This is a genomic window from Actinoplanes sp. NPDC020271 (genome assembly GCF_044388125.1).
Classification (GTDB): domain Bacteria; phylum Actinomycetota; class Actinomycetes; order Mycobacteriales; family Micromonosporaceae; genus Actinoplanes.
Map to the genome: position 1 here is coordinate 1 of NZ_JBIRWQ010000021.1, position 18,561 is coordinate 18,561.

24 protein-coding genes and 2 pseudogenes are annotated in these 18,561 nt (G+C 69.3%); 16 read left to right on the forward strand and 10 right to left on the reverse strand.

From position 1 onward, the window contains the following. Positions 1-146: 146 nt before the first annotated feature. Entirely contained in the window at positions 147-1,226 is a 1,080-nt protein-coding gene (locus tag ACH442_RS34400) for a cellulose binding domain-containing protein (protein ID WP_396342239.1), read from the reverse strand. 395 nt (positions 1,227-1,621) lie between these two features. On the opposite strand from ACH442_RS34400, the pseudogene ACH442_RS34405 reads away from it, so the two are divergent. Both ACH442_RS34405 and ACH442_RS34410 read left to right on the forward strand, forming a co-directional pair. After that, a pseudogene (locus ACH442_RS34405) lies at positions 1,622-2,677 on the forward strand (GAF domain-containing protein); the annotation flags it as partial. 79 nt (positions 2,678-2,756) lie between these two features. Next, positions 2,757-3,506 carry a sensor histidine kinase gene (locus ACH442_RS34410; RefSeq protein WP_396342240.1) on the forward strand — a complete coding sequence of 250 codons (750 nt, stop codon included), beginning with the start codon at positions 2,757-2,759 and terminating at the stop codon, positions 3,504-3,506. 170 nt (positions 3,507-3,676) lie between these two features. Here ACH442_RS34410 and ACH442_RS34415 read toward each other — a convergent pair whose 3' ends face one another. Both ACH442_RS34415 and ACH442_RS34420 read right to left on the reverse strand, forming a co-directional pair. Next, positions 3,677-3,928: a hypothetical protein gene (locus ACH442_RS34415; RefSeq protein WP_396342241.1), complete on the reverse strand. Its 252-nt coding sequence runs from the start codon at positions 3,926-3,928 to the stop codon at positions 3,677-3,679. Between the two features lie 97 nt (positions 3,929-4,025). Beyond that, a complete protein-coding gene (locus tag ACH442_RS34420) occupies positions 4,026-5,972 on the reverse strand; it encodes an amino acid transporter (protein ID WP_396342385.1) in 1,947 nt (648 codons plus the stop codon). Positions 5,973-6,206: 234 nt separating this feature from the next. Here ACH442_RS34420 and ACH442_RS34425 point away from each other — a divergent pair, with 234 nt between their 5' ends. Beyond that, positions 6,207-7,643, forward strand: coding sequence for a hypothetical protein (locus tag ACH442_RS34425; protein ID WP_396342242.1), 1,437 nt, complete (start codon positions 6,207-6,209; stop codon positions 7,641-7,643). 279 nt (positions 7,644-7,922) lie between these two features. On the opposite strand, the gene ACH442_RS34430 is transcribed toward ACH442_RS34425, so the two are convergent. From ACH442_RS34430 to ACH442_RS34440, 3 genes are read right to left on the reverse strand one after another with little or no spacing between them, the layout of a single operon-like run. Beyond that, the gene (locus ACH442_RS34430; protein WP_396342243.1) at positions 7,923-8,162 is read right to left on the reverse strand and encodes a hypothetical protein; all 240 of its coding nucleotides are present in this window, start codon (positions 8,160-8,162) and stop codon (positions 7,923-7,925) included. Further along, positions 8,144-8,572: a TMEM175 family protein gene (locus ACH442_RS34435; protein WP_396342244.1), complete on the reverse strand. Its 429-nt coding sequence runs from the start codon at positions 8,570-8,572 to the stop codon at positions 8,144-8,146. Before ACH442_RS34435 ends, ACH442_RS34430 begins: the two co-directional genes overlap by 19 nt. Positions 8,573-8,616: 44 nt before the next feature. Next, entirely contained in the window at positions 8,617-9,171 is a 555-nt protein-coding gene (locus tag ACH442_RS34440) for an RBBP9/YdeN family alpha/beta hydrolase (protein ID WP_396342245.1), read from the reverse strand. Between the two features lie 77 nt (positions 9,172-9,248). Between ACH442_RS34440 and ACH442_RS34445 the strand changes: the two genes are divergently transcribed. Continuing rightward, positions 9,249-9,467: a hypothetical protein gene (locus ACH442_RS34445; protein WP_396342387.1), complete on the forward strand. Its 219-nt coding sequence runs from the start codon at positions 9,249-9,251 to the stop codon at positions 9,465-9,467. 82 nt (positions 9,468-9,549) lie between these two features. Here ACH442_RS34445 and ACH442_RS34450 read toward each other — a convergent pair. Beyond that, a pseudogene (locus tag ACH442_RS34450) lies at positions 9,550-9,603 on the reverse strand (hypothetical protein); the annotation flags it as partial. On the opposite strand from ACH442_RS34450, the gene ACH442_RS34455 reads away from it, so the two are divergent. The 3 genes from ACH442_RS34455 (at position 9,580) to ACH442_RS34465 (ending at position 11,200) form a co-directional block, all read left to right on the forward strand. Further along, positions 9,580-9,732 (forward strand): hypothetical protein, encoded by a 153-nt coding sequence (locus ACH442_RS34455; RefSeq protein WP_396342388.1) that lies wholly within the window; start codon positions 9,580-9,582, stop codon positions 9,730-9,732. The pseudogene ACH442_RS34450 and the gene ACH442_RS34455 sit on opposite strands and share 24 nt — an antisense overlap. Before the next feature lie 103 nt (positions 9,733-9,835). Beyond that, complete coding sequence (locus ACH442_RS34460; protein WP_396342246.1) at positions 9,836-10,273, forward strand: chemotaxis protein CheW; 438 nt, start codon at positions 9,836-9,838, stop codon at positions 10,271-10,273. 249 nt (positions 10,274-10,522) lie between these two features. Continuing rightward, complete coding sequence (locus ACH442_RS34465; protein WP_396342247.1) at positions 10,523-11,200, forward strand: NADPH-dependent F420 reductase; 678 nt, start codon at positions 10,523-10,525, stop codon at positions 11,198-11,200. A gap of 81 nt (positions 11,201-11,281) precedes the next feature. Here the strand turns inward: ACH442_RS34465 and ACH442_RS34470 are convergent, their stop codons facing one another. Continuing rightward, a complete protein-coding gene (locus tag ACH442_RS34470; RefSeq protein WP_396342248.1) occupies positions 11,282-12,103 on the reverse strand; it encodes an SDR family oxidoreductase in 822 nt (273 codons plus the stop codon). 180 nt (positions 12,104-12,283) lie between these two features. Between ACH442_RS34470 and ACH442_RS34475 the strand changes: the two genes are divergently transcribed. The 3 genes from ACH442_RS34475 (at position 12,284) to ACH442_RS34485 (ending at position 13,647) form a co-directional block, all read left to right on the forward strand. Continuing rightward, on the forward strand, positions 12,284-12,712 hold the full coding sequence (locus ACH442_RS34475; protein ID WP_396342249.1) for a universal stress protein: 429 nt from the start codon (positions 12,284-12,286) through the stop codon (positions 12,710-12,712). Between the two features lie 26 nt (positions 12,713-12,738). Continuing rightward, positions 12,739-12,978 (forward strand): hypothetical protein, encoded by a 240-nt coding sequence (locus ACH442_RS34480; RefSeq protein WP_396342250.1) that lies wholly within the window; start codon positions 12,739-12,741, stop codon positions 12,976-12,978. Between the two features lie 75 nt (positions 12,979-13,053). Then, on the forward strand, positions 13,054-13,647 hold the full coding sequence (locus tag ACH442_RS34485; RefSeq protein ID WP_396342251.1) for a dihydrofolate reductase family protein: 594 nt from the start codon (positions 13,054-13,056) through the stop codon (positions 13,645-13,647). A 61-nt stretch (positions 13,648-13,708) separates the two neighbouring features. Here the strand turns inward: ACH442_RS34485 and ACH442_RS34490 are convergent, their stop codons facing one another. Then, on the reverse strand, positions 13,709-14,125 hold the full coding sequence (locus ACH442_RS34490; RefSeq protein WP_396342252.1) for an NUDIX domain-containing protein: 417 nt from the start codon (positions 14,123-14,125) through the stop codon (positions 13,709-13,711). Between ACH442_RS34490 and ACH442_RS34495 the strand changes: the two genes are divergently transcribed. The 6 genes from ACH442_RS34495 to ACH442_RS34520 all read left to right on the forward strand — a co-directional run bounded on the left by ACH442_RS34495 (position 14,042) and on the right by ACH442_RS34520 (position 18,233). After that, entirely contained in the window at positions 14,042-14,557 is a 516-nt protein-coding gene (locus tag ACH442_RS34495) for a suppressor of fused domain protein (RefSeq protein ID WP_396342253.1), read from the forward strand. The genes ACH442_RS34490 and ACH442_RS34495 overlap by 84 nt on opposite strands. A gap of 116 nt (positions 14,558-14,673) precedes the next feature. After that, positions 14,674-15,099 (forward strand): hypothetical protein, encoded by a 426-nt coding sequence (locus ACH442_RS34500; RefSeq protein WP_396342254.1) that lies wholly within the window; start codon positions 14,674-14,676, stop codon positions 15,097-15,099. 262 nt (positions 15,100-15,361) lie between these two features. Beyond that, positions 15,362-15,658, forward strand: coding sequence for a hypothetical protein (locus ACH442_RS34505; protein ID WP_396342255.1), 297 nt, complete (start codon positions 15,362-15,364; stop codon positions 15,656-15,658). A 170-nt stretch (positions 15,659-15,828) separates the two neighbouring features. Then, on the forward strand, positions 15,829-16,149 hold the full coding sequence (locus tag ACH442_RS34510) for a hypothetical protein (RefSeq protein WP_396342256.1): 321 nt from the start codon (positions 15,829-15,831) through the stop codon (positions 16,147-16,149). Positions 16,150-16,371: 222 nt separating this feature from the next. Beyond that, positions 16,372-17,793: a cutinase family protein gene (locus ACH442_RS34515; protein WP_396342257.1), complete on the forward strand. Its 1,422-nt coding sequence runs from the start codon at positions 16,372-16,374 to the stop codon at positions 17,791-17,793. 44 nt (positions 17,794-17,837) lie between these two features. Then, on the forward strand, positions 17,838-18,233 hold the full coding sequence (locus ACH442_RS34520; protein ID WP_396342258.1) for an integrase core domain-containing protein: 396 nt from the start codon (positions 17,838-17,840) through the stop codon (positions 18,231-18,233). Here the strand turns inward: ACH442_RS34520 and ACH442_RS34525 are convergent. Further along, complete coding sequence (locus ACH442_RS34525; RefSeq protein ID WP_396342259.1) at positions 18,209-18,532, reverse strand: hypothetical protein; 324 nt, start codon at positions 18,530-18,532, stop codon at positions 18,209-18,211. The two genes, ACH442_RS34520 and ACH442_RS34525, sit on opposite strands and share 25 nt — an antisense overlap. Between the last annotated feature and the right edge of the window lie 29 nt (positions 18,533-18,561).

The window sequence follows — 18,561 nt, forward strand, 5'->3', positions numbered from 1 at the left end:
CCAACATCCTCAACTGCCGCTCCAAGACCGTCGGCACCGCCGCCGTCTACGCCCAGAACGGCGCGCCGTACTACACCCAGGACTTCGGCTACTGATCTTCACAGTGATGCCCCGCGGCTCCCCCGAGCGCGGGGCATCACGTTTTTTCAAGAGAGGAACCTGCCGTAGGGGCCGGCCAGGATGGCGTTCTTCTGGGCCTGGCTGAAGTGGGTGTCCGGGTAGTCGTAGAACGAGGCGGACATCGGCGTGCCGTCGGTCGACGTGGAGTCGGGCAGGCCGAAGGCGTGGCCCAGTTCGTGGACCATCCCGCCGTACCAGCGGTTCATCGCGCCGTTGACACCGGCCGCGCCGTCGGCGTCGTGGCCGCTGAGCAGCACCCAGCCTGGGCTGGCGCCGCCGCCGGACCGGCCGGTCTCCTCGGCGCTGATCTCGCCGACGCACAGCCACCGGCTGTCCGGGTCGGTGATGCCGAACCGGCGCATCAGCTCCTGGTGCAGGTTGCCGGCCACGCACCAGTAGTGGTCACTCCCGGTGCAGTTGGTGGTGATGTACCAGTTCCGGTCGTGCTCGCCGGCGACCACCTCGACGACGGTGTTGTCGAGCGTGAACGTCTTACCGAGCTCCTGCCGGTAGTAGCTCTGGGCCTCGCGCATGACCGCGGCGATGCCGTCGGGGTAGCGCTGGTCGTAGGCGACGTCGGTCGGCCGCAGCCAGAAGACCCGGACCGTCCTGGTCGCCGGCGTGCCCGTCGCTGCCGGGGTCGGGGAGGCGCTGGTCGTGGGGATGACCGTTCCGGTGCAGGCAATGCCGTTGAGGGTGAAGGCCGTGGGCACCGGATTGCTTCCGGTCCAGGAACCGTTGAAGCCGAACGAAGCGCTGCCGCCGGTGGCGAGGGTGCCGTTGTAGGAGGCGTCGACGGCGGTGACCGCGGTGCCGGACTGCGTCACGGTGGCGTTCCAGGCCTGGGTGACGCCCTGTCCCACGCCGAACGACCAGCGCAGCGTCCACCCGGTGATCGGATCGCCGAGGTTGGTGACGGCCACGTTCGCGCCGAAACCCCCGGACCACTGCGAACTGATCGTGTACGACACCTGGCAGCCGGCCGCGGCCGCGCCGGCGTTCCCGGCGGTGACGGCCACCGTGGCACCGAGGGCCGTTGCCGCCGCGGCCGTCAGCAGAACTCGGATCCGCATCGTTCCCTCCAGCATCAGACGATAGAAGCTCATCTATCAAAGTGCGCGCCGAAAACGTTTTCGGCAAGAGGTCGCCCGGGTTGCCGAGCGCCCGATCGTGGCGGCAGTCCCGCGGCGGATCGTGCGCCGGTATTCCGCCCGGTCGATCAGAAATGCCGTCCGCCACGGACTAAACCCGTCAAAGCCGGTAATGCCGACAAATGAAGCTCGGTGTCAGGATCGTCACGTGGTGCAGGGGTGGTCGTTGTCCCGGCGGCTTCCCCGATGATCTCCGCTGGATGGGACTGGCCGTGGCGCAGGTGAACGAGGCAGTGCTGCACGATCCGGTGCGGCTGGCCGCGGTGGGCGCGGCGCGTCGCCGATGGCCGGCCGCGCCGCCGCCGATGGACGCGATCGCGCGCCTGGCAGCCCGCCTCTCGGGCGCCTCGATGGGGGCGATCACGCTGGTCGACGACCTCAGCGAGTATTTCGCGGGCGTCCACCACCTGCCACGCGAGCTGACCGCCGGCGGGCAGGCCCCGTTGACGTACTCGGTGTGCAAGTACGTCGTCAGCCATGACCAGCCGGTCTTCGCCGCGGATCTGCTCGCCGAGGAGTCCCGCGAGCTGAGCGAACACCCGTTGGTGCGGGACTTCGGGGTGCGGGCCTTCGCCGGGGTGCCGCTGCGCGACGCGGCCGGCCACCCGGTCGGGTCGCTGACCGTGTTCGACACCGGGGTCCGGCCGTGGACGGCCGAGCACATCATGACCCTGACCGAGGTCGGCGATCTGCTGCGGCCGGCAGGACCGGACCCGGCGCCGGTCGCGGTGGAGGGCCTGGACACCGCGGCCGTGCTCGACAGCGTGCAGGAGGCGTTCCTGGCGATCGATCAGGACGGCATCGTCATCGGTTTCAACCAGGCGGCGCAGAGGCTGTTCGGGTACACGGCCGAGCAGGTGTGCGGCCGGCACCTGGACGCCAGTCTGCTGCCCGGCTACGACGGGAAGCCGATCGACCTGGCGCTGGGCCGGTTGTTCGAGGCGGCGCCGCGCCTGCCGGTGCTGCGCAGCCTGACCATGCGGCACCGTGACGGGAGCCGGCTGCCGGTCCGCGCGTCGCTGTCCGTGGTCCGCAGCACCACCGGCGCCCTGGCCTGCGTCTTCCTCACCGACCTGTCCGAGCAGAACGCCGCCGAGCAACTGGCCGACCGGCACAGCAGCTTCCTGACCGCGCTGCTCGACAGCCTGTCGGTCGGGGTCGCCGCCTGCGACGACCTCACCGGCGACCTGCGCTCGGCCGGGCACTACGACGCGACCAGCACCACCGGCGACGGCTTCTTCGGCCGCCGCCCGCTGTGCGGGCAGGGCATCACCGGCCGGGTCTGGGACAGCGGCGAGCCGATCTGGGTGCCCGACCTCGCCGGCCTGCCGTCGCAGACGCCCTACGATCAGGAACACATCCGGATCTGCCTCGCCCGCGGGATCCGTACCGTCCTCGCGGTGCCGGTCCGCGAGGGCAGCAGCCTGCTCGGCGTGCTCACCTGCTACGCCGGCTCACCGGAGTTTCCACGAGGACCTGCTGACCGTGCTGCTCGACGGGGTCGCCGCGCAGATCGGCGTCCACGTGGCGCTGCGCCGCTCCGAGCAGCTCACCCGGCAGCTGACCCGCGCCCAGGACGACTTCATCGACCTGGTCGGGCACGAACTGCGTACCCCGTTGACCTCGATCGCCGCCAACGCGAGCCTGCTCGCCGACGAGTCGTCCGACCTCAGCGCCGACCACCAGCACATGATCGAGGTGGTCAGCCGCAACACCGCCGTGGTGCAGCGCATCGTGGACACCCTGCTCGACCTCGCCGGCCTGGAATCCGGCCACGTCTCGCTGCGCGTCGAACGGATCGACCTGGCCCGGATCGTCACCGACGCGGTCACCGCCGCCGGCCGCCGCACGATCGACACGGACCTGCCCGGCCACCTGCCCGTCGACGGCGACCCGGCCCGGCTCCGTCAGGTCGTCGACGACCTGCTCGCCAACGCCATCATCTACAGCCCGCCCGACGGCCGGATCCACATCCGCCTGTGGGTTCACGACCAGCTCGCCGAGCTGAGCATCGCCGACCACGGCATCGGCATCCCGGACGACGAACACGAGCGCGCCCTGGACCGCTTCTACCGCGGGAGCAACGTCCGGCACCAGGGCATCTCCGGCAGCGGCCTGGGGATGAGGCTGGCCCACGCCATCATCCGCCGCCACCACGGCACCGTGACCCTCGACGACAACGCGCCCACCGGCACCGTCGTCCGGGTCCGCCTGCCGCTGCCCCCGTCACGATGACCCCACCCGGTTCCGGAGGATCGCGCGGCCGGCGGTCCCGACCGGTCCTCGCCGGGGCCGGCACAGGGAAGTGGCCGAGCCCGATCGGACCAGCGGGCCGAGAACCAGAACCCGGTTGGTACGCCGTCGACCTGCGCGGGCAAACCTTCGACCTCGACCGAGCAGACACGCTACGCCTGGCCGGCCACACACCATCTCGACCCGGACCGGGCCATCTGCCGCTCGACGTCGTCCACGACGGGCCGTACGACGTCGTCCTCGTCGACGAAGTCGGTGCCGCCACCATCCCGGAAGTCCTGCTCGCCGTCTCCCGAGCCGGAACCACCGCGGTGCTGCTGGGCGACTTCCGGCAACTCGGCGCCGTGGTCCCCGACGCGATCGAAGACAGCAAGGAGCCGGTCGTCCGGCACTGGTCGTGCCAAGACGTCACCGCGCGCCCCGGAGTGGTTCATGGCCGAGCAGGCCGTCCGGCCTCGTGGCGACACGGTGCCGGGCCACCGAACCTGACGGCGGCGCCGGCTACGACCCGACGTGGATGCCGGGCCGCCGGGCCGGGTCGGATTCGTGCTCGCGGATGATCTCGCGGGTGACCGGTGCGGTGTCGCCGCGGCCGAGCAGGAAGTATCGGATCATGTGCACCAACGGGCTGCCTTCGGCCCAGGCGAAGTAGCAGTGCGGGCGGACGCCGGTGGCGTCGCGCAGCGCCAGCAGGATCGCCGCGATCGCGTTCGGTGCCGCGGGTGCCGAGGCGCGCAGCACGCGGAAGCCGCCCACGTCGGCGCCGTGCACGACGAGGACGTCGCTGAACGCCGACGGATCGACCACGTCGATCTCGAGGAAGAGGACGTCGGCGGTTCCGGGGACGGGGTTGTCGCCGCGTTGCTCGTTCTCCTTGTCCCGGTACTCCTCGGCGTCACCGGTCTGCCTGCGGTTGGCGATCAGGTTGATCTGTTCGTCGAAGGCGATGGTGTCGGCGACGAACCGGCGGGCCTGCTCGTCGAACTCGATCCGGTCGACCCGCAGTTCGGTGGTGCGGCTGATCCGGGACACCAGCGAGACCGCGATGATCCCGGCGATGAACAGGGCCGAGATGGTGATCCCGTCCGGCTTCTCGATGATGTTGGCGATCAGGGCGTAGCCGAGGATGAGGGTGAGCAGCGCGAACCCGGCGGTGGCCGGTCGGCGGTGGTGCCGCAGCGCCCAGACGGTGACCGCGAACGCACCGGAGACCATCATGGCCAGGATGCCGGTGGCGTAGGCACCGGCCTGGGCGTTGACGTCCGCGCCGAACGCGATGGTGATGCCCACGCTGATCGCGGTGTAGACCAGCACCACGGGCCGGACCGCCCGGCCCCACTCCGGTGCCATGCCGTATCCGGGAAGGTAGCGGGGCACGATGTTGACCAGACCGGCCATCGCCGACGCGCCGGCAAACCACAAGATCAAAATCGTGCTGACGTCGTACGCCGTACCGACCGTCTCGCCGAGGTAATGGTGCGCCAGCCACGCCAGTGCCCGGCCGTTGGCCTCGCCGCCGGGTTCGAACTCGGCGGCCGGGATCAGGACCGTGGTGACGACACTGGCGGCCAGCAGATACACGCTCATGATCAGCGCGGCCGTGGTCAGCAGGCGACGACTGTTGCCGATCCGGGCCCGCAGGCGCTGCTTCTCGTCGGCGCCGTCCGCGGCGATCAGCGGCATCATGCTCACCCCGGTCTCGAACCCGGACAGGCCCAGCACCAGCAGCGGGAACGCGACCACGGCGGGCTCGACGAGGCCGCCGACGCCACCGCCGAGGTCACCGAGCGCCGCTGTCCACTGCGACCAGGCAGCCGGTTCGGTGAACAGATGGACCAGACCGGCGCCGATCGTGACCGTGTTCAGCACCAGGAAGACCGCGACCAGGGGGATGGCGACGCTGACCGCCTCGCTGAAGCCGAGCAGGAACACGAAACCCAGCACCAGTAGCAGGCCGACGGTCAGGGCAACCTCGTGACCGTGCAACGCCTCGGGAAAGAACGGGTTCTCCACCACGTGCACGCTCGCGTCGGCCGCGGAGAGAGTGATCGTGATGATCCACGAGGTGGCCACGAATCCGAGCAGGACCAGCACGAACACTTTGCCGCGCCAGAACGGCAGCAGCCGTTCCAGCATCGCCACCGAACCGGCCCCGTGCGGGCTCTCCTGCGCGACCCGGCGATACATGGGCAGGACACCGAACAACGTCAGAGCCACGATCAGCAGGGTCGCCAGCGGAGAAACCACCCCGGCGGCGGTGACCGCGATCGCCGGCACGTACGCCAGGCTGGAGAAGTAGTCCACACCGGTCAGGCACATCACCTTCCACCAGGCGTGCTGCTCCGTGTGGTTCTCCCCGGCGGCGGGGCCGACCGGATGCACCTGGTGGCGCAGCAGCCAGCCGCCGATCCCGCGCGAGGGCACCGCGACGCGAGCGGGTGACGGCATCACTGCCGGCAGCGCTATTTCATCCTCCGTAGCCGGTGCCTGCGCGCCGGCCTGTTCCCCGCTCATCGGTCCCCTTCCTCGTCGGGCGAGTTTGTGCCCGCGAGGAGTGTGCCTCAACCACTCAACCCGGCCGCGACGCCGGCGGTAACGCCGCCCTCGGTCGGCGAGACACCTCGCGTTCACCCGGATCGCCTATGTTGCGACGCAGAGGCCGAGTCCACAGAGGAGTCCGCGGTGCCGCAGCACGCCCACACCCGATCGGCGTCCCCGGTCACCCGCTCGGCGACCGCGCCCACCCGGCCCGGCCAGGCGGGTCCGCACGCGCTCCTGGCCCTGCAGCGCCGGGTCGGCAACGACGCGGTCAACCAGATCGTTGCCCGTGCTCCGGCCGAGGTGGATCCCGGCTTCGCCGCCGAGCTGGCGGCCGACCCCGAGTTCGCCGCCCTCGTGCGAGCGATCCTGCCCATGCTGGACGAGGAGCCGGGCGCCGCGCCGCCCTCGCCGGCTGTCGTCCGTGAGCCGACACCCACGCCTCCCGGGACGGCCACGCCCACCCGGACACTCACGCCCACCCGGACACTCACGCCCACCCGGACACTCACGCCCACCCCGACTCCCGCGCCGTCGATGACCGAAACCGATCAGGCGGTGGACGAGGACCCCACGCAGACCATGCCGGGCGCCTGGCAGCAGGCGTGGAGCCGCGACGGCGACAAGTGGAAGGAGCGGGGCGCGGCCGCCGCCTCGCTGGCGTTCGGTCTCGGGGCCGGGGCGGCCTACACCCCGCTCAAGGCCGTACCGCTCGGTGGCACCGCGACGATCGTCAACGCCTCCACGGCGTTCGGTGACTTCATGAGCGAGCAGCAGAAGCCCGTGCCGCCGCTGACCGAACCCGGTCCCGACCCGGAACGAGCCGAAACCCCCAAGAAGATCGAAAACCGAAACCTTCCCAAGTACGTCGGAAGCGGCACGGTCCTTGCCGGTGCCCTGACCAACGGCATCGGCTTCCTCGCGAACAACAACGTTCCGGCGCGGCAGGCGGGCCTCGCCGTCCAGGGCGTCGGTCAGCTGATCAAGGCACCGGGCGAGGCGCTGAGCTTCAACAAGACACCGCAGATGTTCACCCGTGAAGGCCTGCAGCTGGCCGACTGGCCGAAAGGGGCCGGCGCGATCGGAGCCGGCACGGGCGCTTTCGTGCAGGCGGCCGGTCTCGGCAAGCAGCAACAGTTGAGGGCACAGGGTCTGTCCGGCCCGGCCGCCGTACCCCCGGAGCTGGTTGCCGCCGCCGCCCTCAACGGCCTCGCACCGGCCGGCGAAGCCGCCAACGAACTCCGCAAGGGCTGGGACACCGGCCGCCTCAACCCCGGCAAACTCTCCTCCGGCATGGTCGGCACCGCCGCCGCGGGAGTCACCGCCAAGGGCATCCAGTCCACCGACCCCGGCTGGCTCACCGCCGGCCTCGCCCTGACGTTCCTGAGCCTCGCCCTCAAAGCCTGGGGCGAAGGCACCAAACTGGAGAACACCAGCTGGGGCGACCTCAGCCGGCTGCCGCTGGGCCTCGGCTCGTACTTCAGAAAGATCCAGGACGAGAAGAAGCAGGCCGCCGAGGCCCCCGCCGGCCTACCGGGCGCCGAATCCCACGAGCTGCAGAACCGCCGCCCGGACGCGTGACAGCTTCACCGCCCGGCGCGGTGCTCTCCCCGGAGGTCGACTACGCCGACGCGGCCCCGTTGAAGGGCAAGGACTTCGACGCGCCGGTGACCCGCCGGCTCGGCCGCGACGATGTCGCCCGGCATCCAGACCGTCCCGCCCGGCATCCAGACCGTCGCGGCCGGCATCCAGACCGTCGCGGCCGGCGCCGGGCAGACGGGAGCCTCGCCTCAGGAAGCCGCCCGGGCAGACTCCGGACCGGGAACGCGACGTCGGAGCACTGCAGATCTGAAGCAGGCGTCAACGTGTCCGGGCGGCGCGGCGGCCGAGGATCGAGCCGAGCACCGGCGCGCCGAACCACAGGAACGTCAGCCACGGGGTGAACCAGCACAGCAGCACCGTAGCCAGGAAGTACCAGCTCACGGTCCACGAGATGCGCAGGTCCCGGCGGTAGGCGGCCCGGTCGACGTCGTCGCGCAGCAGGCCGTCCTTGAGGGCCAGCCCCTGGATCCCCGAGCGGATCAGCAGCAGGGTCGCCACCGCGAGCGTGAACAGACCGCGGCGGCCGGGTTGAGCGAGTTGTGGTCGTAGACCGTCGTGGCGTACGGCAGCAGCCCCGCGAACAGCAGCAGCGGGAAGTGCAGCCGGATCAGGCCGGGGGAGAGCCGCTCGAGCCGGTCGAACAGCTGGTGGTGCTGGCGCCAGACGACCCACAGGATGTAGAACGCCAGCAGGTACGCGGAGAAGGACGGAATCTGCTCGTACAGGAAGTGCAGCAGATTCCGTGCCGCCTCGGCGCGCCCCACCTCGCTGACCTCGAACTCGGCACCGCCCTCGGGTTTGGGGATGTCGATGACCAGCAGGGTCATGGCGATCGCGAACACCGCGTCGGTGAAGAAGCCGACGCGTTCCGGGCTGTATCCGGCGGGGATGCTCTCCTCGTTCTGCACCGCGCGATTCTGTCGTACGAAGATCAGCCCGTCGTCGGCGAGGCTCAGGGGATGAGCCGATCGACGAGTTCGAACGTGTCGAACGGCTGGTTCCAGTCGCCGAAGTGACCGTCGTCGCGCACGATCTGCGTACCACCGAGCCGCTCGAACATGGCGCGGCCCTGACGTTCGTCGCAGCCGTACGGATCCGTACGCGAGTTGATGAAGTAAATGTCGCGCACGTGGCCACGGATGGCATCCCAGTCGTAGTCCGCCTGCAGGACCGGCTCTTGGCTGTCGTTGGGTCGCGTGCAGTAGCCGGCCACGAGGATCGCCTGGGCCACGGTCACGTCCAGGTGTTCCAGCACGGCGAGCAGGAGGGCGGCCCCACCGGAGTGGCCGACGAGGACGGTGTTCTCGTCGAAGCGGTGCTGTTCCAGGACCGTGGGCAGGAACGTTGCGATCGGCTCGACGTTGATCTCGGGGTGGTGCGGCACCTCGACGGCGTAGCCGCGCTTGGTGAGCTGCCCGGCCAGCCACGGATACCAGGCCACGCCCGGGTTGCCGCCGGTCCCGTGGAAGATGATCGCCGACCGTCCGGTGCCGCTCTCCGTGTTCACGATCCGATCAAAGCACGACACCGGCGAATGTTCTGCCCCTCACCGGGGCAGCGGGCCGTTCTCGTCGGTGACGTCGAGTGGCACGAATCGCGCCCCGAACCAGGGAGATCGAGCCCGCCCAGCGCCACGGCGACCTCGCCGCCGACACCGAGCGGTTCGCGGGCCTGCTCCTGGCCGTGCTGCGCGGCGTCGAGGTGGTCGGCAGGGCCGGCCTGCCCCCGCCGGCCTTGATCGACATGGCCGACACCGCGCTGGCCGTCCTGCCGCGCCCGCACGGCCGCGGCGACGGGGCGTAGACCGGGGACTTCTCAGCCCAGGGTGGCGTGCATCTCCCAGGATGCCGGTGCCGGCGCTCATCCGCTGGGCCAGGCCCGGGTAGATGATCCCGTTGTGACCGGTGGAGTCCTGGTGGACCAGCGACCCCTGCAGCACCCAGGTGACGATCTCCATGTCCTGATGCGGGTGGGTCTCGAAGCCGGCGCCCGGGCGCACCCCGGCCAGACCCGAGTCGTCGGCCGGCTCAGCGAGGCGGTGCTGACCGCGCTGGACACCAAAGGTTGAAAAATCCGGCAGACTTCTTGGATCGGTGCCCGAGCGTCCGATGATCCCGGGGAACCCGTCGCGGCATCCTCTCCCGGCGGAAAGACAATCCCGGGAGTCACGCATGTCCAGTCGTCAGTTCGTCACGTTCGAGGTCGCCGGCCAGTTCTTCGGCGTCGACGTCGGTGCGGTGCAGGAAGTCCTGTCGTACAGCGAGTACACCCCGGTCCCGCTGGCCCCGAACGCCGTCGGCGGCCTGTTCAACCTCCGCGGTCAGGTGATCGCCGCAGTCGACCTGCGGGTACAGTTCGGCCTGCCCCGCCGCGACATGACCGGCCTGGTCCAGAACGTGATCGTCCGCTTCGAAGGCGAGCCGGTCAGCCTCCTGGTCGACCGCATCGGCCAGGTCGCCGACCTCGACGAGAAAATGTTCGAGGAGCCTCCCGCCACCCTCACCGGCCCCTCTCGTGCCCTGGTCACCGGCGCCTACAAGACCGACGGCCGCCTCTTGCTGGTCCTCGACGTCGCCGAGTGCGTCAGCACCACCCGAGTCCTCGCCTGACCCCTTCCACAGTCAAGATCCTTATTTGGTACGCCGTGAGCACCGCACCCCATCCGGCGCCGCCCCGCCCGGGCGCGCCGATCGGGCGGAACTCGCGGCGGCGCGGCGCGGCCGGCATCAGCGGCCACGTCGCGCCGCCGCGCCGGGCGATCAGCCGGCGATCGACGCCCACGACGGCTGATCGTCGACGAACGATGCCGTAGCCGACGTCACGAAATGATCAGAGCCGGCCGGATGTTGCCGTCCGGTATGACGACTGTGGGATTTATCGGTAGCGGATCGATCGGGGCCACGGTGGCTCGCCTGGCCGCGTCGGCGGGATACGACGTCGTGGTGAGCAACTCGCGAGGGCCGGAAACACTCGCGGACCTGGTGGCCGAACTGGGCGACAGGGCACGGGCGGCGACTGCCGCCGAAGCCGCCGAGGCCGGCGAGATCGTGGTGGTCAGCGTGCCGTTCCACGCATTCCGCAAGCTGCCGGTCGAACAGCTGGCCGGCAAGGTGGTGCTGGACACGAACAACTACTACCCGCAGCGCGACGGGCAGGTGGCCGAGCTCGACGAGGGTCAGGTGACCAGCGCCGAGCTCGAGCAGCGGCACCTCGCGACGGCCAAGCTCGTCAAGGTGTTCAACAACATCTTCTTCAAGCACCTGGGAAGCCTGGCCCGGCCGGCCGGCGCGCCGGACCGAACCGCCCTGACGATCGCGGGGGACGACGCCGAGGCCAAGCAGACCGCGACCGACTTCCTGACCGCGATCGGCTACGACGCCGTCGACATCGGGCCGCTCAGCGAGAGCTGGCGGGTCGAGCCGGGACAGCCCGCCTACGGGCCGCCCTACGGCACCTTCGAGGACCCGGTCGGAACGCCGGCGAGCGCCGACAAGGTACGGGCCGCGGTGGCGGAGGCCAAGCGCTCCGCGAACTGAGATCGATACACGTTCGGGCCGGCCACCGTGTGATTTGCGCCCGGCCGCGGCGTGGGCCGCGGCCGGGCATCAGCGGATCGGTCAGCCCTGGGCTTCGGTGGCGACCGCCTCCCACTCGCGCCACTCGGCGATCCGGGATTCGTAGTCGGCCACCGCGATCCCGAACGGCGCGGTGCCGAAGAAGATCCGCAACGGCGGCTTGTCGGCGTCGACGACCTTCAGGATCGCGGAGCGGGTCGCCGCCGGGTCGCCCGGATTCGACGTACGTCCCTTCCGGGCCTCGGCGGCCTGCTCCCGCACCGGCTCGTAGACCGGCAGCGCCGTCGCGTGTTTGGCCGACGAGCCACCCCAGTCGGTGCCGAAGCCGCCCGGCTCGACCAGGGTGACCTTGATGCCGAACGAGGAGACCTCCTGGGCGAGCGCCTGGCTGAAGCCTTCGAGGGCCCACTTGGAGGCGTTGTAGATGCCGATGTTGGCGAACGCCGAGATGCCGCCGATCGACGACACCTGGATGATGTTGCCGCCGCCGCTCTCCCGCAGATACGGCAACGCTCCCTGAGTGATCCACAACGCCCCGAAGACGTTCGTCTCGAACTGCGCGCGAACCTCCTCCTCGCTGAGTTCCTCGATCATGCCGAACTGCCCGTAGCCGGCGTTGTTGACGATCACGTCGAGCCGCCCGAAGTGCTCGAACGCTCGTTTCAGCGCGGCGAGCCCGGCCGCCTTGTCGGTCACGTCGAGGGCCAGCGGGAGCACGAGGTCGCCGTACTCGGCGACCAGGTCGTCCAGCGAGGAGACGTCCCGGGCGGTGGCGGCGACACGGTCGCCGCGGTCGAGGGCGGCCTCGGCCCATTCGCGGCCGAAGCCACGCGAGGTGCCGGTGATGAACCAGGTCCTGGCCATGGATGATGCCCCTTCTCCGAAGATTCACCACCACTCTTATCCCGGTTGACCGCGAACGACACCCGGTTCGCCGAGCAATCCGGCACACGGATCCGTGCCGGTCGACGATCTTGAAGGGCTCGATCGAGCGTCGGGCGGCGCTCGCGCCGAAGGGCGAGCCGCAGTGCAAGAATCGCTGACATGCGCGGTGTGATCATCGTCGGTGTCGACGGTTCCGAGACGTCGATGCGAGCCGGCGCGTATGCCGTCGGCCTGGCCCGCCGGGAGAACCGGCGACTGGTCGGCGTGTTCGTCCGGCCGCTGACCGCCAGCGTGCTGTCGTTCGCCGACCCGTTCGGCGCGTCGATCGCCTCCGCGTTCGCGATGCACGAGGCGGTGGAGACCGAGTTCCGTGACTCCGTGCAGCGGGACCGGCCGGGGCTCGACGCCGACTTCGAGATCATCACGCGCCAGGGCGACCCGTTCGCCGAACTGTGCCGGGCGGCGGCGGAACTGTGGGCGGACGCGGTGATCGTGGGCCGGTCGCAGAGCGCTGTGCACCGGATCGCCGGTTCGGTCGCACAGCGCCTGGTCCGTTGCGGCCGCTGGCCGGTCACCGTCGTCCCGTAGCGGGCCCGTGCTCGCCCGGCCGGACGGTGCTCGACGCCGCCGGCCTTGCCCCGGTCGCGGCCAGCAGCAATCAGGTGGCGCTCTACGGGCCGGCCGACGCCCGTACGCTCGGAACTGCATCTGGTCTGTCGCGGCCCTCCGGCTACCTCGGATCGATCGCGTCCTCGGCCGTCACCGGAACCGTCTACCGTGACCAGCTCACCGACACCGGGGTCGCCGGCATCGCGGACACGATGGCGGCCGTCGAGTCGCGCTCCTGTCCGTGACCGTTCCGGACCGGGCCCTCCACGCACCGCGAGTGTGCAAAGCTGGCGTTTCCCGTGTAGGCGAGGAGGACAGCGATGGCGCGAGTCGTGATGCAGGCGGTCGTCTCGGTGGACGGTTTCATCGCCTACCCCGACGACAGTGTCGGGCCCCTCTTCGACTGGTACGGCAACGGCGACGTGACCGTCCACGCCAACGACAAGTGGTCATTCTCGGTCAGCCGCGCCTCCGCGGATTATGTGAAGCCCTTCTGGGACGCGGTGAGATGCACCGTGATCGGGCGTCACCTGTTCGACACCACCGACGGCTGGTCGGGTGTGCCGGCCGCCGGTGAGACGCTGGTCGTCGTCACCCACCGGCCGCTGCCCCCGGAATGGCTCGCGCGCTTTCCCGACGCGCCGTTCCACACGGCGGACTCCGTCGAGGAAGGCATCCGGCTCGCTCAGGAACTGGCCGGGGACGGGCTGGTCTGCGTGACCGCGGGCGACGTCGGTGGGCAGGCGTTCGCGGCGGGACTCGTCGACGAGGTCGCCATGGACGTGGTGCCGGTGGTCCTGGGGGAGGGGGTGCGCTTCTTCGGCGGCCACACCGGAACTGTCCTGCTCGACGACCCGGACCGGGTCGTCCAGGGTGATCGCGTCCTCCATCTGCATTACACGGTCGAACGCTGACGCCGTGCGCCTGCCCTACGCCGACCGACTGCGTGACCACTTCCGGTCGACGACGCTTCCCTCACCCGGCGAGCACGGCGGTGAAGATCGAGCGGTAGGACTCGTGGGCCAGGCGCAGATCCTCCAGATCGGACGTCTCGAACCACGCGACGGCGTCATGCTCGTCCGGCGCGGCGTTGAACGGTGCTCCGCTCCACTTTTCGACCAGCCAGATCCGCATGTCGAACGTCGCGGCCCGGACCTCACCCAGCGGCGGGCCGGACGGAACCGGCACCGTGATCCCCAGCTCCTCCCGGAGCTCACGGACGAGGCTCTCCGCCGGTTCCTCCCCGCCCTCGACGTGACCGCCCGGCAGGTCCCACACATCCGGGAACCAGCGACGGCCGGGGCGTCGATGACACAGCAACACCCGATCCCCGTCCCGAAGAAGCCCCGTAACAATCCTGGCGCGACCAGCGCCCTCAGCGAAGACCGTCATCGGCGCAGTCTGCCCCATGGAGGTCCACACGACCGACCTCCCCTGACCCACGGCCTCGAGTTTGTGCTCGCTGCCCCTACGAGTGACGACGAGATCCACGTCGAAACCCTGACCATGATCGCGTACTACCACGCCACGGGCGGAGACTATGCCCTCGATCATGGCCACACCGTGCCGATAGGTCGACCCTGGCTACCGGGCTCGCCCTGCGATCACTTGCTGGTCAGCCTGCCCTACCCGTGGGGCCCAGAACTGGAACACTGCGATGTCCCAGGCGGGCATGCACGGGTGCTGTGGCTACTTCCGATTACCGGGGCGGAGAAAAGATTCCGGCACAGTGACGGCTTGGAGGCTTTGGAGCAGCGCTTCGAGGCAGCCGGCATCATCCCCACAGATCCGTATCGTGAAGCTGTTGTTGCCGATATGAGCTGATTTCTGACTGGCATCATTGAGCAAACGGCTCTCTGCCGCGGCGAATGCGTGGGAGGCCGGCTTCTGCCCGGGCTCGGCGGCACTCGCGGTGGCCACCCTGATCTGTTGGCCGGGGAGTGGACATGCTTGGGTTGGCGGGCCGACAACCGCGATCCGGGGAGCCGACCATCTTCTTTTTCGAGGGCAAGCGTGCCGGCTTGTCCAAGCGCCGGTCGGCGCTGGCCGGGTTCTGGGCGCTGCTGTGCGGCGGCGTGCTGATGACGGTGCTGACAGTCGCGCTTCAGCCGGCTACTGACGTGCGGGGCTGCTCGAACTACGGCGGCAATGGCAACGGCACCGCGTTCTCGGACGGGATCTGGGACCTGATCTACCCGTTGCTGCTGCTCGGCTGGCTGGCGGCGGTGATCGTGGAACAGCTGCTTCCGGTTACGTGGAACGGCCGTAAGGCAGGTTCGATCATCGTGCGGGCCGTCCTCGCCGTGGCCACAGTCGTGGTCATCTCCTGCGGTGCGGAACTCAACCTGCTCGCGCTCTGCCACTGACCGGCAGACTTCCGCTTGATCCCGGGCGCTCCCATCTCATGCCTGAGCGCGAAACCGCCACGATTCGGTCCGGTCCCATACTCGTCTGCTGCATCCGTTCATGCCGAGATGAGGCGCCCGGGCAGTGTGCGGTAGGGTGGCGGCCAATTGGCGAGCTCGATACCGGAGTTGGACGATGGACCCGGATTTGCATGCAGTCTGGAACCACTCCATTGACGTTTGGCTCGACGGCGCCTTCGAAACTGCTTCGCAAGGAACCAGGATGTTGGCGAGAGTTCAGCACCTCCACAACAACGTGATTCCGGAGGGATTGGCGTGGGCGGTCGAAACGTTCGAGGAGGCCACATTCCGACGAGCCGCCGAAGGACTTAGATATTTCGGCTTCTCGGATCTCGACCCATTTTTCACGGAACTGCTCGCGAACCGAGACGATCAGGAGTACCTCAATTCCAGGGAGGATGAGTATTTCGAGCTCTTCCCCGAGGACGGCGAGCTCGAAGAAGCTCTTTTTGCGCGGCTGTCCGCTTTTCCCGACGAGTTCGATGACGGCGAGTCCTGACGGGTTGTACGAGGCAGACCCGCGCTCCCTCGACTGCCGCCGGCCGCGCGGCTGTCAGCTCAGCACTGTCACTCGACGTGATGCAGGCTGGTCGACCCGGACAGGGGATAGCGCCGAAACCAGTGCTTGTAGACTTTGGAAATTGCCTATGAGTGGAGTGCCAAGCAGTTGTGATCAGCGAGCGGGACGCGGCCGTTGACCAGCTATGGGAAGCGCATCGCAATGCCCTCTTTCCCGAACGTCTGCGGTACGACGACGTGGCCGGCGTCGACATGGTGCTGCTCGATGCAAGCATCGCGGGCTGCGTCAGCACCTGGCTTAACGAGGCCGTCGACCTCGATGACTGGCGGCGTGGCATCCTCGCAGCCTGTGAGCGTGATCTTGGGGTTGCTCTCCCGACGCTGTCGGGACAGGAAGCCACCTACTGCCAGCGGCTACTCGAAATGACGGTATTGATCCTGAGATCGTTAGATGATCGCTCGCCCGGCTGAAGCGGCTTACTCATTTGCAGCCGATCGGGCACGCCAGACAGCGGGACGCGTGACGCTCGGTGTTCACCCGCGCCCGGTTGACGACGATAAGCTCGGCGGCCTATTGGTGGTGGCCCACCTGGCGGGCGGAGACGGCTGAGCGGCCGACCCCGTCTGGCGGGTTTCAGCCACCGTCGGTAGACGGCGCACCCGAGCCCGCGTTCCGAAGGCCATGCTGCCCAGATGAGACGGATTCTGTCGGCGTCGGCGCTCGTCGCCGCCATCCTGGCCGTGCCCTGCGCCCCCGCCCACGCGACCGCCCCGAAGTGCGGGGACCTGCTCTTCGTGGGCGCTGCCGGGTCCGGTGAGACGGACAAGGGGGCGCCCGGCTACGACAAGTCTGGGATGGGCGCGGAAGTCACCGCGGTCTACAACGCCGTCAAGGCGAAGGCGAAGGGTCGCAGCGTCGCCTTCCACGCGCTGCCCTACCGCGCCGCACCCGTGCTCCCCACGATGATCTATCCCGGCATCGGTACGTTCATGGAGAGCCTGATCGACGGTGAGGGCATGCTGAACACGCTCCTGTTCGACCGCATCCGGAAATGCCCCGGCGAGCGTTTCGTCCTGGCCGGTTTCTCCCAGGGCGCCATGGTGATCCACCGCAGCATGCAGATCCTCGGCAGCCGGGTGACCGACCGGGTCGAGGCGATAGTGCTGATCGCCGACGGTGACCGGCTTCCGGGCGACGACGGGCAGATACTCGGCAGCGCCGGCAACAAGGCCAAGGGCGTCGGCTTGTGGTATCCCCGATTCTCGCTGGCGAGCGGGAGAAAGCTCGGCGCGATCGGTGACCGGGTCCTCAGCCTGTGCAACTCCATGGACATCGTCTGCGACCACCGGCCGGCCCTGCAAAACCCCGTGACCCCGGCCGGCAGGATCGCGATGGGTGTCGGAACGGCCATCCACATGAGCTACCGGCTCGGTCCGCAGCTCGCTGATCTCGGTGCGAAGGCGGCCACCAAGCTGCACAAGGACGCGCTGACGGTGTTCCGGCCGAGCGGCCGCGCCGGTTTCGTCTCCTACGCCATCGGGTTCACTTGCCCGGCGGTGAGCGGCGGCTACACCCTCGTCGTGGCGCGCGGTGCGGGCCAGACGCCGTCCGAGGTCTTCGTCGACCCGTACGACGGGTTCAGCACGGGCGCCCGGGTCGGCAGTTCCGAGAATGCCGCACCGGGCAACTACCCGGCGACGATCACCTGCGAGGCGTCCACCGACCCGAACGTGCGCACTGGCGGCCGGGCACTGGCCACGTACACCTTCACCCAGACCGTCACCACCACCAAACCGCTCCTGGGCGTCAGCCCGCCGGCCGCGCGGCCCGGCCAGGTCCTGACGGTGACCGACGGCGGCGGCTGCGGCGCGTACCCGACGCCCGCGCAGACCGTCGAGGTCGCGGTGCACGACGCGATCCGCGGCGGCAAGCCGGTGGTCGAGGGTACGGCCCCGGTGACCGCCGCCGGCCGTTGGGACGCGGTGCGGCTGACCCTGCCTGCCGGGTCCGGAGCGGGCGGCTGGCACGTGAGCGCCACCTGCCGGGCCACGAACGGTGACGCCCCCGACCAGTCCTACCAGCCCTACCCAGGCGTGACCGTCGCCGCGAGCTGACCGCTATCCGGTTCCCGGGAACGGTGAACCCGTGTCGGGCCGGTATGGGATCGGGCATCCGCAGCGCCTCTGCTGCTCGCTCCTGGCGGCGCAGGTATCCGGCCCTGTTCGACACGATCATCGCGGATGCCGGGATCGAGGTCGTGCTCAGCGGCGTCCGCATGCCCCGGATGAACTCGATCACGGAACGGTGGATCCAAGCCTGCCGCCACGAGGTGCTCGACCGCGCCTTGATCTTCAACCAGGCCCATCTACTACGTGCTCTGCGCGAGTACGAACACCACCACAATCAGCATCGGCCGCACCGGGGCATCGCCGACACCCGGCCGCTCACGCTGTTACCCGAACCGATCACCGACCACGACCGGCTCGCACGCCTGAGCATCCGCCGACAGGACCGACTCGGCGGTGTCCTTCACGAATACGAGCACGCCGCCTGAACAGCACGGATGGCATTAGGGGCCTCCATATCGTGCTCTTCCAAGGCGTCATAGACGGTGTCGGCCCAAGCCTCCGATGACTGCCAGTAGACGAACAGTCCTCGGTTGAGCTCTTCACGGTCGATCGTCTCACCGATCTCTACGATCAGACCGGCATACTTCCGCGGCGCCTCGAGATCATTCAGGTGCGGGTCGAACCCCAGGAGCCTGAGCGCCGCTATGACCTTCTGCGCGAGTTCAACCGTCATCAGAATTGCCCCGATTCGCCCGTCACCATCCCAGAGAATCGAATCCTCCATGTGCGTGGACACGTGCCGACGGCCGGGGC

Bases quoted from the DNA above. Each gene is read 5' to 3' on its own strand.
- ACH442_RS34490 (WP_396342252.1), bottom strand. From the start codon at position 14,125: ATGACGGTCTTCGCTGAGGGCGCTGGTCGCGCCAGGATTGTTACGGGG.
- ACH442_RS34505 (WP_396342255.1), top strand. From the start codon at position 15,362: ATGTTGGCGAGAGTTCAGCACCTCCACAACAACGTGATTCCGGAGGGA.
- ACH442_RS34470 (WP_396342248.1), bottom strand. From the start codon at position 12,103: ATGGCCAGGACCTGGTTCATCACCGGCACCTCGCGTGGCTTCGGCCGC.
- ACH442_RS34515 (WP_396342257.1), top strand. From the start codon at position 16,372: ATGAGACGGATTCTGTCGGCGTCGGCGCTCGTCGCCGCCATCCTGGCC.
- ACH442_RS34420 (WP_396342385.1), bottom strand. From the start codon at position 5,972: ATGCCGTCACCCGCTCGCGTCGCGGTGCCCTCGCGCGGGATCGGCGGC.
- ACH442_RS34520 (WP_396342258.1), top strand. From the start codon at position 17,838: ATGGGATCGGGCATCCGCAGCGCCTCTGCTGCTCGCTCCTGGCGGCGC.
- ACH442_RS34475 (WP_396342249.1), top strand. From the start codon at position 12,284: ATGCGCGGTGTGATCATCGTCGGTGTCGACGGTTCCGAGACGTCGATG.
- ACH442_RS34485 (WP_396342251.1), top strand. From the start codon at position 13,054: ATGGCGCGAGTCGTGATGCAGGCGGTCGTCTCGGTGGACGGTTTCATC.
- ACH442_RS34400 (WP_396342239.1), bottom strand. From the start codon at position 1,226: ATGAGCTTCTATCGTCTGATGCTGGAGGGAACGATGCGGATCCGAGTT.
- ACH442_RS34525 (WP_396342259.1), bottom strand. From the start codon at position 18,532: ATGGAGGATTCGATTCTCTGGGATGGTGACGGGCGAATCGGGGCAATT.
- ACH442_RS34460 (WP_396342246.1), top strand. From the start codon at position 9,836: ATGTCCAGTCGTCAGTTCGTCACGTTCGAGGTCGCCGGCCAGTTCTTC.
- ACH442_RS34465 (WP_396342247.1), top strand. From the start codon at position 10,523: ATGACGACTGTGGGATTTATCGGTAGCGGATCGATCGGGGCCACGGTG.
- ACH442_RS34495 (WP_396342253.1), top strand. From the start codon at position 14,042: ATGACACAGCAACACCCGATCCCCGTCCCGAAGAAGCCCCGTAACAAT.